This is a genomic window from Tolypothrix campylonemoides VB511288_2 (assembly GCF_045999855.1).
Taxonomy (GTDB): domain Bacteria; phylum Cyanobacteriota; class Cyanobacteriia; order Cyanobacteriales; family Nostocaceae; genus Scytonema; species Scytonema bouteillei_A.
Genome location: NZ_JBFPMW010000013.1, coordinates 25,222 through 38,256, shown reverse-complemented (window position 1 = coordinate 38,256; position 13,035 = coordinate 25,222). Strand labels below are relative to the sequence as shown.

At 40.1% G+C, this 13,035-nt stretch carries 12 protein-coding genes and 1 pseudogene; 2 read left to right on the top strand and 11 right to left on the bottom strand.

What is annotated here, in order from left to right; genetic code table 11:
* Positions 1 to 271 precede the first annotated feature (271 nt).
* From AB0756_RS30445 to AB0756_RS30420, 6 genes and pseudogenes are all read right to left on the bottom strand, one after another.
* Positions 272 to 1,597 (bottom strand): hypothetical protein, encoded by a 1,326-nt coding sequence (locus tag AB0756_RS30445; RefSeq protein WP_038090300.1) that lies wholly within the window; start codon positions 1,595 to 1,597, stop codon positions 272 to 274.
* A gap of 203 nt (positions 1,598 to 1,800) precedes the next feature.
* A pseudogene (locus AB0756_RS30440) lies at positions 1,801 to 2,490 on the bottom strand (sensor histidine kinase); the annotation flags it as partial.
* Positions 2,491 to 2,578: 88 nt separating this feature from the next.
* Positions 2,579 to 3,097 (bottom strand): peptidoglycan-binding domain-containing protein, encoded by a 519-nt coding sequence (locus AB0756_RS30435; RefSeq protein WP_038090290.1) that lies wholly within the window; start codon positions 3,095 to 3,097, stop codon positions 2,579 to 2,581.
* Between the two features lie 189 nt (positions 3,098 to 3,286).
* A complete protein-coding gene (locus tag AB0756_RS30430; protein WP_038090286.1) occupies positions 3,287 to 4,285 on the bottom strand; it encodes an RpoD/SigA family RNA polymerase sigma factor in 999 nt (332 codons plus the stop codon).
* A gap of 88 nt (positions 4,286 to 4,373) precedes the next feature.
* A complete protein-coding gene (locus AB0756_RS30425) occupies positions 4,374 to 5,627 on the bottom strand; it encodes an HhoA/HhoB/HtrA family serine endopeptidase (protein ID WP_038090283.1) in 1,254 nt (417 codons plus the stop codon).
* A 120-nt stretch (positions 5,628 to 5,747) separates the two neighbouring features.
* On the bottom strand, positions 5,748 to 6,620 hold the full coding sequence (locus AB0756_RS30420) for a hypothetical protein (protein WP_063779576.1): 873 nt from the start codon (positions 6,618 to 6,620) through the stop codon (positions 5,748 to 5,750).
* Between the two features lie 210 nt (positions 6,621 to 6,830).
* Here AB0756_RS30420 and AB0756_RS30415 point away from each other — a divergent pair, with 210 nt between their 5' ends.
* Both AB0756_RS30415 and AB0756_RS30410 read left to right on the top strand, forming a co-directional pair.
* The gene (locus AB0756_RS30415; protein WP_137986585.1) at positions 6,831 to 7,124 is read left to right on the top strand and encodes a hypothetical protein; all 294 of its coding nucleotides are present in this window, start codon (positions 6,831 to 6,833) and stop codon (positions 7,122 to 7,124) included.
* Between the two features lie 170 nt (positions 7,125 to 7,294).
* A complete protein-coding gene (locus AB0756_RS30410; protein WP_038090279.1) occupies positions 7,295 to 8,209 on the top strand; it encodes a polysaccharide deacetylase family protein in 915 nt (304 codons plus the stop codon).
* On the opposite strand, the gene AB0756_RS30405 is transcribed toward AB0756_RS30410, so the two are convergent.
* The 5 genes from AB0756_RS30405 to AB0756_RS30385 form a co-directional block, all read right to left on the bottom strand.
* A complete protein-coding gene (locus tag AB0756_RS30405) occupies positions 8,202 to 9,437 on the bottom strand; it encodes a sensor histidine kinase (RefSeq protein WP_050046774.1) in 1,236 nt (411 codons plus the stop codon). The two genes, AB0756_RS30410 and AB0756_RS30405, sit on opposite strands and share 8 nt — an antisense overlap.
* 50 nt (positions 9,438 to 9,487) lie before the next feature.
* Positions 9,488 to 10,180: a response regulator transcription factor gene (locus AB0756_RS30400; RefSeq protein WP_038090277.1), complete on the bottom strand. Its 693-nt coding sequence runs from the start codon at positions 10,178 to 10,180 to the stop codon at positions 9,488 to 9,490.
* A gap of 435 nt (positions 10,181 to 10,615) precedes the next feature.
* Complete coding sequence (locus tag AB0756_RS30395) at positions 10,616 to 11,449, bottom strand: DUF6174 domain-containing protein (RefSeq protein WP_063779575.1); 834 nt, start codon at positions 11,447 to 11,449, stop codon at positions 10,616 to 10,618.
* 389 nt (positions 11,450 to 11,838) lie between these two features.
* The gene (locus AB0756_RS30390; protein ID WP_038090276.1) at positions 11,839 to 12,288 is read right to left on the bottom strand and encodes a hypothetical protein; all 450 of its coding nucleotides are present in this window, start codon (positions 12,286 to 12,288) and stop codon (positions 11,839 to 11,841) included.
* 148 nt (positions 12,289 to 12,436) lie between these two features.
* Entirely contained in the window at positions 12,437 to 12,928 is a 492-nt protein-coding gene (locus AB0756_RS30385; RefSeq protein WP_038090273.1) for a hypothetical protein, read from the bottom strand.
* Positions 12,929 to 13,035: the final 107 nt, after the last annotated feature.

Below are 13,035 nucleotides of genomic sequence, written 5' to 3'. Positions count from 1 at the left end.
TCAGGAGGAGGTCCGGTAATTTCGTAAAAGCCTTAGTAAATACCGATTTAATGCAGAATGGTTTACTAGGGGCACTTTTAAAGAGACGTTGTGATACCTAAGAATCAGTTTTGCTCTAACAAGTTCCTTGGACTATCCCCAACATTCCCCCGAATCTTCCCAATCAATCTTTAAGGGATTGAAGCCACAGGTTGTAAGAAAGTATTTGCGGCTGGTATTACCGTAGATTTCTGTACTAGCATCCCAGCCAAATCGACGATTGGTGAAGGCTTTATCTCTCTAAATACTTCTTAATACAATGAACCGAACCCAGGTTTTGTACAAAGGGATGAAAGTCGGTTAATTCGTAAACCTTGAAATCGAGTTCTTCCCAAATGCGCTTGTTTTCCGCATCAATAGGAGCTAAGTCTGCCCAATCACCATGACCATATGTTGGTAGCCACACGGAGTTACCACTGTTTGCATCTATTTCTATCAAACAGTTGTTAGCGGTAGCATAATACCAGGTACGCACTTTAATATCAACTAGATCTACATAGGTGAGCGGCATCGGATTGCGAATCACTTCAAAGCCCCGAGCTTCTAGAGTCTTGGCAACATCATCAAAAATTTCCCCTAGCGAGTGGTCTACAGGCTCTTGTCCCAAAATTTGATCGGCATAAGTGGGCGAGCCTACCAACAATCGATATTTGCCAGAAGAACTGCGCCCTGCTAGCGAAATAAACATATCGATGTGAAATATGGGCTGTTTCTTTCCAGTTCCGGTATATATCTCCTCAGTCCATTCCTCACCGTCGATAGTAATCGGACGTTCTTGCGGTTGAGGAACTGGTAATTCTGTACCTATGTAAATGAGTTGGCGATTGGAGTCGAAGGTTTTGATGTATAAATTTTTAACAAATTCATCAATATTTTCAACATCTTCGGGGACTACAATATTACCTACCTCTTCAATGAGCTTCTTGGTCTCTTCTGGATAATCCGTACCGATGAAAACAAAATCATCTCCAATCAGTACATTGCCACCTTGGAAATAAAGAGGAGACTGGATGCTTTGCAGATTGGTTGCTTCTGCTACTAACTCAGCAATCGCCGCATCACCCGATCTTCTAAACACGTGAGGCTCAACTAAGAAAGATGTACCTTCCGTTGTTGATGTATCTTGGACAACCACGTAAGGGTCTTCAGCCCAAACAAGAAAATTCAAAAAATCAGGTGCTTCTACAATGGTAGAGCGATCGCTTGCATGAGTGGAATCAAGGGCTGCTAGTAAATCGTTAGTAACGCTTGGATGAGTGAGGATCGTAAATTGAGTTGTTTTAGGTAACTTACGGAATAAATCTTCGTAAACCTGTTTGTAGCTGAACTCTCCACTAGCATAAGCAGGGTAACAAAAAAGAATATGCTTGAGGGGACCGTGCGCGGTGGAAACAATTTTTGGTTCGCGAGGTCCGGGTCTGGCAATCTTGGCGCGTAAATCCGTCTGCACGGATGCACTTCTGGCGATCGCACCCACATCTACATCGGACTTGTTGCGACGTGCTAGCGTTGCTGGTAATGGAAGAGGATTTTTCCGTATGGGATTGTTTGCAGTCATATTATTTTTTCGGGAGTTGTAAATTCTAATTTTTCGCAAGCAAGTTGCAAAAATTGCTACACCAAAATTTTAGACTGCTACGTAAAGTTCTGTTTCTAACGTAAGACTATTTTAAGATAAAGATAATCAGCCATATTTATTCTCTCTAGAGTGCGATCTCACAATGCAATAGCTTCGCTAACGGCTCAAGCCAGATTGGCAATTTAACTTAGAGTTTGAGCTAGAATTGGTAAGGTAATGACAAATTCAGAGCCCTTACCAAGTGTAGAACTCACAGAGAGCGAACCGTTGTGTTTTTCTACTATAATTTGTCGGCTTATTGCCAAACCTAAACCCGTTCCTTTGCCAACAGCTTTCGTCGTAAATAAATTGTCAAAGATTTTTTGTTTGACTTCTTCACACATCCCAATGCCATTATCAGCAATTACAACTTGAATTTGGTTTTCTGTGACTGTCGTTTTAATAAAAATTTTGTTGGAATTAGCGTTAATTTCCTCAAAACTCCGTCCATTATTTGATTCTTCTAATGCATCAATGGCATTCGCCAAAATATTCATGAATACCTGATTTAATTGACCGGGGAAACACTCTATTTTGGGCAAAACTCCATACTCAGTTATCACGTCAATGGCGGGGCGTTGTTCGTTTGCTTTAAGGCGATGTTTGAGAATCAAAATTGTACTATCAATACCCTCGTGGATATTAAACGGTACTTTGTAATCTTTATCAGCACGGGAGAAAGTCCGTAAACTGGTACTGATATTTTTGAGCCGATCGCACGCGATCGCCATCGCATCCATAACTTTGGGTAAATCTTCTAAACTATAATCCAAGTCGATTTCATCAGCATGGTTCATGATTTCCTCACTCGGTGATAGTACAGTTTCCTGATAGCAACCTTAGTCCTTCTTATCAACCAACATGGGATAAAGAATGCTTTAAGGGTCATCACTAGCATCCATCGCTCTGCTCCCGCAATATTTACAAATGAATGTGGCTAATAATACTTGCTAAATTCATCAAACTTTTCCAAGTCTTAGTGCCAATCACCCCATCTACCAACAATTCTTTTTCTTCTTGGAATACTTTTACAGCTTGTTCGGTTTTTAAACCAAATTCGCCATCGATAGCTCCAAAGTAATAACCGTTAAAACCCATGTAATCTTGAACGATGGGAGTAAATTTAAGAACATTTTGAAGCTGAGCAACATCTCTGCTACGGCTACCGTAACGCAATAGTGGTAAGTTTAAGCGTTCGCCCAGGTAAAGGGCTTGCCAGGTTTTTAGACCGACAATACCATCGTCTTCCAGAAAAACGCGAAACTGAAAAACTTTAACAGCTACTTCAGTAGTTTTACAAAATATACCGTTAACATCTAAGTAATCGATACAATCAAGAAGAGGAACTCTTTTTTTCAGCAGTTCTTGTAATTCTTCTACTTGTGAACCAGTAGAACCTCGTTTTAAGATAGGTCTGTTAATATAAGTTGAAGCTTGCATTGTAAAGCCTCCTTGAAGAATGCTCAATCAATAAAAACTTCAAGGAGATTGTGAGGAAATCCGCATCCTTACCAGTACCCAAAAGAGTAATTTTTCATTTTTACTGTGTCAGGGTGCTCGTCACGCGTGGTAAGGTTAAATTCCCTTCTCCACAACTACTGTAACAATCTATACAATACGGACAGTTGATTAACTAGCTAAATAGCCGCGCATTTTATCTCCTTGTAGCTGTAACCGCTTCAAAGCTTGTTTTTCGATCTGTCGTACTCGTTCGCGACTAAGACCCATACGCCGACAAATCTGTTCTAGAGAAAATTCATTTCCATCTGCTAAACCAAAACGCAAGGTTAATATTTCTCGTTGTTGGGGAGTCAGTTTTGATAATAATTTTTGCAAGTCTTGGCGAAGAGATTCTTGAGCCGCATAGCGATCTGGTGAAAGTCCTTTATACTCTAGTAACTCCTGAAATTCTGTATTTTGCTCTTCTCCTATTGGTAAGTCTAGAGAAATTGGTGGACGCGCAGATAGTAAATATTCGCGAATCTGGTTTGGTTGTAAATCCGATGCTAAGGCAATTTCAGTGAAGGTAGGAATGCGACCTAGTTTTTGGGATAACTCACCCTGAATGCGCTTGATTTTGTTGAGCCTCTCCGTCATATGAATGGGTAATCGGATTGTGCGCCCTTTGTCTGCGATCGCTCGTGTAATTCCCTGACGAATCCACCAGTAAACATAAGTTGAGAGCTTGTATCCACGAGTTGGATCGAATTTCTCAATTCCTCTTTCTAAACCCAAAGTTCCTTCTTGAACTAAGTCAAGAAACTCTAAATTTCGCCTTTGATACTTTTTAGCGATCGCAACAACAAGTCTGAGATTCGCCTGAATCATTTTCTGCTTAGCTTGTTGTCCTTCACGAAGACGTTCTAGCAGAGCTTCTTCGCTCATATTGGTAGAAACAGCCCACTCTGAAAGAGTCGGTTCTCGTTTTAATTGAACGGTAAGTTTTTGGTTTGCGGACTGCAAAGCCATCCAACGTTGAACCTGTTTGCTTAAGTTAATTTCTTGTTCGTCGCTAAGTAGAGGAATGCGTCCTATGTCTCGAAGAAAAGCGCCTACTATATCAGTTTTACGAGAAAATGAGTCTTGCGTGTGTTGAAGAGAACTTAGTTGAGATGTTGAGATAGACATGATTCGTTAAGTCTTTATTGAACAAATTTAAGCTAAATTATCCAAACTTAATCTTGAGAGCATACACATCTAATTGCTATAACTAAATCTACCCTTCCTGCTGAGTATTGGGTAACGCTCCTGGTTTGACGCTGAGATTGAGAGTCTGACCGTTACGGCGAATTTCTAATTGTAGATTGCTCCCAATAGATGTCTCTTCTACAGTTTGTTGCAGTCTGTCCGCTTTATTTATAGATTCATTATTAACCTTTACAATCACATCACCTGCACGAATTCCGCCTTTGGCTGCAGGCGATTCAGGAACAACCTTAACAACTAATACACCTTGAGATTCGTCAACACTAAGAGGGGCATTAGGATTGTTGTTAATTTGTTGTTTTAATTCTGGTGTTAACGTCATCATTTGAACACCTAAATAAGCGTGTTCGACTTTACCTTTAGCGATTAATTGATTGGCAATATGTTTGGCGGTATTGATTGGAATTGCAAAGCCCAAACCTTGAGCATTTTGAATGATAGCAGTGTTCATACCGATGGCTTGTCCTTGGGCGTTGAGCAAGGGTCCACCTGAATTACCGGGATTAATAGCTGCGTCCGTTTGAATAAAGTTAACTCGCTCGGTAGGGACTCCTACTTGAGAACTAGAGCGACCCGTAGCACTAATAATACCTTCCGTAACCGTATTATCCAAACCCAAAGGGTTACCAATAGCTATAGCCCATTCTCCTGGCTTGAGTTGCTCGGAGTTTCCTAGCGGGATTGTCGGTAAGTTATTAGCTTTAATTCTGACAACAGCAACATCGGTAACTGGATCGCTACCCACGACCTGACCTTTAAAGGTACGTCCATCCTTTAAGGTGACTGTGACAGTGTCTGCTTCATTCACCACATGAGCGTTAGTCAAAATTTCACCGTTAGGATTCATGATAAAACCGGAACCAACTCCTTGAACAGTTTCTTGTGATGGACGGGAGGGAACTTCAGAGCCAAAAAATTCCCGGAAAAAGGGATCGTTAAAAATATCAGATGCGGGACGTTTGACTGTGTGACTTGAATCAATCCGCACTACTGCAGAACCAATGCGATCGACAACTTCTGTGATAAAGTTAGAAGCCCGAGCAGTTGCTAAGTTATCTGGTGGATTTTGAGTCACTGCTAGTGCTGCTTGTTGTGGTTGCAGTAAGTGCATACCTGTAACTGTAATTCCCGATCCCGCTAAAACCAATGCTAAACCCAGGTAACTCATCGGTTTTTTCCAGTTACGTCTATTCACATCACGATTTGCAGTGGAGTCAATGTTCTGTTCATCGTTATCTTGAAAATTATGTTTTGAAGTGTTCATAAGCTAAAAATCTCTGAGTTTTGCAGTTCTTCATCTTATAAATCTGCGTCTTTAAAGATAAGAAGTAATTGTAAAGAACTTGGAAAGATTGTTGAAAGCAGGAAAATTAGAGAATAGAGATTAGGGGTCAACGACAGGAGAACTCGGGGTTCTCACAAAATGGGGAGCGGGGGTAGAGGGATTTGTATAACTGGTTTTGAGAAAAACATCTTCAAGGTTGTCCATCTCCTGAAGCAAAGGAGGAGTTAGATGGCTGTACTCCGCAGCTGAAGAAGCTACCTCAACACGGTCGATCAACTTATCAAACTTCTGTGCTCGATCGATTCCCCCACGAACCAAAATAGACGGACGTACTGTATACCATGTAAGACGCATGTGATTAGCTGTTTTATGCAACCAAGCTTTGTTCCCTGTTGGTGTCCAAATTTCTAATTCGCGACCGTAGTAGTTAAGCTGTGTTACCTCAAGAGGAACTCTTGGCTGAAAGTGCGTTACGAACGTAGCAGCAATCAGAGTGATTTGATTGGCATAATGCATTGCAGTTAGGCGATCTCGAACTGCAATCGTTCCTTTAAGGGAAGCAATTTTGGAATTTAGCTTTGCCAGTTGTGATTTTTCACCGTTAATTTCATGATTCATACCTTGTGCTGAATCTTCTAAGAAGAATAAATTCTCTGTCGCACGTTGCCAGTCTTTTGCTTTAACAGTACTGTATACTATTTTACTGTAGTGACTGACCTTACTTAAGGAAACAGGGATAGGATTTTTGTTGGGTTCGGGTTCGCTCTGTCTGGATGAATCTGGTTTTTCTTCAACCTCGTTGAGATAGGAAGTGCTAGCTCTACTTTGAGCAGTTAAGAAACTGTTATCATGCTGGGGCATAATGGCAACAGGTTGCGGAGATTTGCTTGCATCATTCGTTTTTAATAACTCACTTATGCCTAAACCAAGCAATAATGAACCAATGAGAATAGTTTTGGTTGAAGTGTTCATGGTTATAAATGTTTGGGCAAAAACCTTAAGATATACAAAATTTGTCAAGAACTTGGGAAGATTTTGAGTGGAGTGACAAATGGCAACCAAAGCGAGGGATATTAAAAAAATTGAGAGATGCCATTAAATCTTTCCGAGTTCTTCACTTTTACCTTATACATTAACCACATCAAGACAAACAACCCAGAGAACAGAGAAGTTTTGAAAACCATGAAAACTACAACTAAAAATGTTTTTGCTCTTGGTCTAATGAGTCTTTTAAGTCTTAGCTTAATGTCACAAGGTGCTTTCGCCGCTCAAGCTCAGACTGCAAACTCAAAGAACGACAAAGCAAATCCAACAGTCAATAATGTTCATAAAACTACACAGCCTTCTCTAAAGAAAAAGAAATCTCAACAACACGCCAAAAAATCTGCAAGTAATACAAATTCCAAGACTACAACTACCAAAGAAGAGACAGGTACTAATGTAGTAAAAACACCAACAACTCCTAACAAGAAGTAAATTTAGTAATTATATCAATTTTTCTAATGAAGCAAACAACAGCTTGATTTCACGATTTCAGTTTTTCTCCTCTTACTAGGGAATTTTCTACATAGTAGAGAAATTCTCACCCCACATCTTATTTAGGTTGGGTTTTATCTCTTGATTAAACCCAACTTTTTTTAATTCAAATGAAAAGCCAAAAAATTATTCTATCCCCAAAAATTTTATCGCTTATACTTCTAATTATATTAGGTGTTGTAGCTCCCAGTCTTCTATTAAATATCAAAAACAAGTATTTTTATAGTATTCTAAGTGACCTAGCTATTCCACAAAATACTAACAACACTCAGTTATTATCTAAATCGCTTCCTAATAGTTTAAGTACAACAAAATTAAATAATTTCCAGCCAGATGTTAAATCGAAGGTTGTGACACTGACAGTTCCACCCCAATTTTCTGGAGCCATTGTTTACCAGGCAAAATTGCTTAACAAGGAGAAATATATTGCCTTGACTTTTGATGATGGACCTTGGTTGAATTCCACTGCTGGTATCCTTAAAATTCTCCATCAAAACAATGTAAAAGGAACTTTTTTTGTTTTAGGAAGAAATATTCAGCAATACCCCAAGCTAGCAATGCAGATTGTAGCAGAAGGTCATGCGATCGGGAACCATACTTGGCATCACTGGTATCATTTTCTCAATCAGCAAACAGCTGCATTTGAAATCGATCGCACAGCCAATTTAATTTCTCAAATCACTGGTATGTCAACAACATTATTTCGTCCACCAGGCGGAATACTCAGTAATGGTCCTGCTGCTTATGCTAGAAAGAAAAACTATACTATTGTGATGTGGTCTGATGACTCTCAAGATTACAGACGCCCTTCTGTCAACACCTTAGTTAACAGAGTCTTAAAACAGGCAAAACCTGGTGGTATTGTACTTATGCATGATGGTGGTGGAAATCGAGCTAGAACTGTAGCAGCCTTACCGCAAATTATTAGTCAATTAAAACAACGAGGTTACAGCTTTGTCACAATTCCCGAGCTTCTAGAAATACAGAGCAAGGAACAAAATTTACAAACCTCTAAACTCAACTAACCGGAAGGCGAACAGTAAAACAGCTACCAACACCTAGCTGACTTGTAACAGCAATTGAGCCTTCATGATTTTGGACAATTGCTCGGACAATAGATAATCCCAATCCAGATCCACCACCGTGATACGAGCGGGAAGTATCAGCTCGCCAAAACCGCTCAAAAATTTTTTCAAGGTTTTCAGGTGCAATTCCTACACCTGTATCCTGCACTTTCACCAATATATGAGAGCCTGTACGGTGAGCTTTAATTTCGATTTTGCCTCCATCAGGCGTATAATGCAGTGCATTGGCTACTAGATTGGTAAAAAGTCGCATCAGTTGTATGCCATCACCTAGCAAGTACAAATGAGGAGCACCTATTGCATATTGTAAATGAATTTGTTTACTCTCAGCTTCAGGTTTATATTGCAGTATTAAGTTCTCCAAAATTTCCGCTAAATTGACTGTATCTTTTTTTTTATTGGGAATTTTGTCAGTTCGTGCTAAAAATAGTAAATCTTCTGTGAGAGCAGACATTTGTTGAGTAGCACTAACAATTGCTTGAAATTTATCTACATCTCCTTCTCGCATCCCTTCTGAATACTTTAATGCTACCGTTGCATTACTTTTAATTGCCATTAAAGGACTGCGGAGTTCGTGAGAAGCATCAGCAGTAAATTGTTTAAGTCTCTGAAAACTATCTTCAATTGGTTGCATTGCTTGACGAGTTAATAGAACTCCACCAACACTGCTTAAAATAATAGCAATCAGAATTCCTCCTGTTAGCCCCCAATCTAATTTATTTAAAGTCGCATTAAAATCATTGAGAGACTGGCTTGCTCTTACATAGCCAATGAGCTTTCCATCATCACTTCCAATAATAGGTAAAGTCACGGCTTGAATATTTTTTTCCTCTGTTTGAATGTTTATGGTGCGATTCATAGCAAGAGGTAAGTTAAGAACATCTTCTCCCTGCTGATCGATCAAACGACCTTTTGTATCAAACCATTGTAATGCTTGATGTCGAGCAGTAATGTTGAGTATAGAGAATTCATTTTCTATGTTTACATGACCATTTTCAAATCTTGCATTAGCAGCAGCGCCCTCTCCTAAGTCAATCAGTTTGTCAGTCAATTCTTGAGTTAAACTGCGAGTAAAAAAAACACGAACGGCTATTGCAAAACATCCCAAGATTAATGCAAGAACAACCATGTAAGATAACAATAAACGATATCTTATTTGACCAAACATAAATACTGATAGAACTCCTATAGCAAATTGATTGCCCGGTCCCCCAATAGCTAATCTACAGCCTCTATTTTTACGTCAGATAAACGGTATCCAATACCATATACTGTTTCAATCAAGCTTTCAGAACCTCCTGCATCTTTCAACTTTTTACGCAAGTTTTTTATGTGAGTTTTTACTGTATCTTCTCCAGAAAATTTGTCGAAACTCCACAATTTGTTTAGAATTACAGAACGAGTTAAAACTTGACTGGGATTTCTCATAAAACATTCTAATATCATATATTCTTTAGGTGTAAGTGAGAGTAAGTTATCTAGATAAGTCGCAGTACAACTACTAGGATCGAGTTTTAGATTGCCATGAACTAATACTGGTTGACGAGTTTCTGGAATTCTCCGAAATAAAGCTCGGATTCGTGCTGCTAATTCTTCTAATTCAAATGGTTTAACTAAATAATCATCAGCACCCGCATCTAACCCAATTACTTTATCTGCAGTGGTATCTCGTGCTGTCATCATCAAGATGAGAGAATTGCATTTAGCAGCACGCAAACGTTTACATAAACTAATTCCATCTAGTTTAGGTAACATCAAATCTAATAAAATAAGATCGTATTGGGTAGATTGCGAGTATTCCCAACCCTCTATTCCATCACAGGCTACATCGACTACGTAATGCTGGTGTTTCAAATCTTCTGCAACGGGTTTGGCAATGCGATCGTCGTCTTCCACAATTAAAATTCTCATTTTGTTACCCTACTTTGGGTCTTCCTACCATATATCAACAAATAATCAGTATAGTTGTTCTTGAGTTGTACCTGCATAAATGCTAGGGAAACATTTATGCAAGCTTCTTATACCAAATCCATTTTTATAACCCCAATAAGCCCTAGTGATTAGAAATCACGGCTATACAAACGAAGTCCCTCCGGGTTCGCCAGTTCCCTACGGCGGGAAACCCGCCTGCAGGACTGGACTCACCGCCTGCGCGGACTAAATTATAAAGGGGGGTATAAGACGCAAATTTAGTATTAATAATTTCAAACTGAGAATGTTAAGGAAACATGAGTTTGATGAAGTCAAAACAAACCTCACGCCAAACCCCTCTCCTCCTCGTAGCGAAGGAAAGGGGTTTCATCTTCAGACCAAGCAAAAATAGTTGGCTAAAACTGGTAGCATCAGCTACGAAACAACAAATTGAGCAGTTCCTCTAAGATCGATCGCTTTATAGGTTTTCTCTGCACCAGCGCCAGGACCTGCAATGGTAGTACGAGTCGTGGTTGTGATACTCGGGACTCGAATGCGAATAGTTTCAGATACAGTATTCAGCTTAACCAATGGCAGGATTAAGGTAAACGTAACTGTACGTAAATCGGGAACTGCTTCTAAAGTGACTGTAATTAACTGACCGAGCTCTGTCTCGCGAACGCGAATTGCCTCTCCCATGAAGGTACGATTGATATTGTTGTCACGATAGTTTAGTTGCGGACCTCCTAGAATACTTGTGTCCGAGTAAGTTACCTCAACAAAAGCCCCACTCAGTTTAAAAATATTGGCTCTACTAGAATTTGCAGACTTGGTGAAATTTTCAATTGTGAGAAACAGTTCCTCATCAGCCATTTGGCTGCTGTAATCTATATTAATTTGAGTTGGGTAGCCAAAAGTAGGGTCATATTCTACCTTAAGGCTATCTGCATTACGTGTAATTGCATCTTCGATCGCATCAAAGAGTTTGGGAATTGTATCGTACTTATCAAACAACTGGCGATTAACCGATCCATCGGCATTTACGGAAGTCACGGAAGTGGTGGTACCATTACCAACCTCTACAATCACGGGTCCTCTAGCATCACTTGTACAAAAACAATTCTTGGTAAGCGTGTAGCGGTAGTTGAGAACTTCTTGTGTGTTCCATAATTTTTGATTTCTCGCGAGTTCTTCAGAGTTGTTGGCATTTTGTTGCTTGGGATTTTCTACTGTTTGTACAAGTTGTGCTTCTGTCGGTGGAAGAGCCATAACGAGTACATTCCATCCCAAAAGTAGCGCAAAGCACGTACTAATGATTATTAATAAGCGCACACTTTTTCTAAGTCGTCCTTTTTTATACATAAAATTTGCTGAGATTTAATCGTTGTCAATCATGACTTATCGCGGATAGCTCGAAAGTATACGCAAAATCTTTAAAAAATTTATAAATTTATATTTATTCATAGTTTTTATTTATGAATGCCATCGTTTACACCCAACTTGAATGTGAATTTTATACTACAATATAAATTCCATACTCAAAGGTCTAAAAAACCCGGTTTCTCTAAGTAGTTGTAGAGAAACCGGGTTTTGGGTTCTTGGTATTACTGATGCTCTAGATATTTATACGCGATCGCACTAGACCAATGCATTGAGAATTAACGGTAGTTGCGATCGCGTTGGTCGCCGTAATACTCTTGGTCAGCGGGGTCGCCGTAAGGGTCTTGGCTTGCTGGAATCACATTGCCATACTGCCCGTCAACATCAGCGGGATCGCCGTAAGGGTCTTGGCTTGCTGGAATTACATTCCCATACTGCCCGTAAACGTCGGCTGGATCGCCATAAGGGTCTTGACTTGCTGGGATAGCATTGCCATACTGCCCGTAAACGTCGGCTGGATCGCCATAAGGGTCTTGGCTTGCTGGGATAGCATTGCCATATTGACCGTAGGGGTCACCGTAAGGGTCTTGATTTACAGGGCTGTTTCCATAATATTCTTGGTCAGCTGGATCGCCGTATGGGTCTTCACTAGCGGGACGTACCTGACGGTTATCTTCATCCGATCCAACAAACAAATCTTTTGCTTTTCTAAAAAAGTCGTCTACCATGATGACCTATCTCCTTTTTATTTCTTTAGTTAATTGCGCTTTGCTCTTGTTGTCTTGTGGTACTAATTGCCTTTACTGTGGTGAGGGCTTTAAGGCAAGCCAAAGACACTCACCCCACAAGATTCAAAATCTACTTGTTGAAAATCTCTTAATAAACTTCCTGCGGAGCTATGTCAGTTAAAGTGCGACCTGTACTGCGTCCGTTGTAACCTTGAAAATCCCGATACCGTTCTGCTTCAGACGCCGGAACTCGAATTCCTTCAGAGGGAGGTGTTACCCAATGAGCGCGACCTTGAGCATCACGGTAGTAAACACGCCCGTTCTTAGATATGTAGTACTTGCTTTGAGGTCCTGTTCCCTGTGCATTCTTGCGCTGGTTGTAGAGGTAGTAAAGAGCAGCTGCACCCGCAAGAATAGCTACTTTCTGACCCGTTGATAATCCCCTTCTCGCTTGTTGTGGTGGGTTGGCTTGATTGGGATAATTCACATTTCTCCCGTTGACGGTATCATCAACAGGTGGAGCACTACTTTGAGGGTTTCCACCACCACAGCCACTAAGAACTGGAACTGTTAGTAATGCCGAAAGAAAAACAGCAACTGGAAAAGACGTAATTTTGCGCCCCGAGAAATTTATGTTCATAGTGTTTTTTCAATTGTCCTGCATTTGCTAAATGCCCTGCTGTTGCAACAACAGTGTTGAATTCCTGCTGCTTCCAATGGCATAGTAAAAGAACAATTGCCGCTCCA

Coding starts and splice junctions, on each gene's coding strand:
- AB0756_RS30435 (WP_038090290.1), bottom strand. CDS start 3,097: ATGCAAGCTTCAACTTATATTAACAGACCTATCTTAAAACGAGGTTCT.
- AB0756_RS30420 (WP_063779576.1), bottom strand. CDS start 6,620: ATGAACACTTCAACCAAAACTATTCTCATTGGTTCATTATTGCTTGGT.
- AB0756_RS30405 (WP_050046774.1), bottom strand. CDS start 9,437: ATGTTTGGTCAAATAAGATATCGTTTATTGTTATCTTACATGGTTGTT.
- AB0756_RS30430 (WP_038090286.1), bottom strand. CDS start 4,285: ATGTCTATCTCAACATCTCAACTAAGTTCTCTTCAACACACGCAAGAC.
- AB0756_RS30445 (WP_038090300.1), bottom strand. CDS start 1,597: ATGACTGCAAACAATCCCATACGGAAAAATCCTCTTCCATTACCAGCA.
- AB0756_RS30425 (WP_038090283.1), bottom strand. CDS start 5,627: ATGAACACTTCAAAACATAATTTTCAAGATAACGATGAACAGAACATT.
- AB0756_RS30415 (WP_137986585.1), top strand. CDS start 6,831: ATGAAAACTACAACTAAAAATGTTTTTGCTCTTGGTCTAATGAGTCTT.
- AB0756_RS30385 (WP_038090273.1), bottom strand. CDS start 12,928: ATGAACATAAATTTCTCGGGGCGCAAAATTACGTCTTTTCCAGTTGCT.
- AB0756_RS30390 (WP_038090276.1), bottom strand. CDS start 12,288: ATGGTAGACGACTTTTTTAGAAAAGCAAAAGATTTGTTTGTTGGATCG.
- AB0756_RS30395 (WP_063779575.1), bottom strand. CDS start 11,449: ATGGCTCTTCCACCGACAGAAGCACAACTTGTACAAACAGTAGAAAAT.
- AB0756_RS30410 (WP_038090279.1), top strand. CDS start 7,295: ATGAAAAGCCAAAAAATTATTCTATCCCCAAAAATTTTATCGCTTATA.
- AB0756_RS30400 (WP_038090277.1), bottom strand. CDS start 10,180: ATGAGAATTTTAATTGTGGAAGACGACGATCGCATTGCCAAACCCGTT.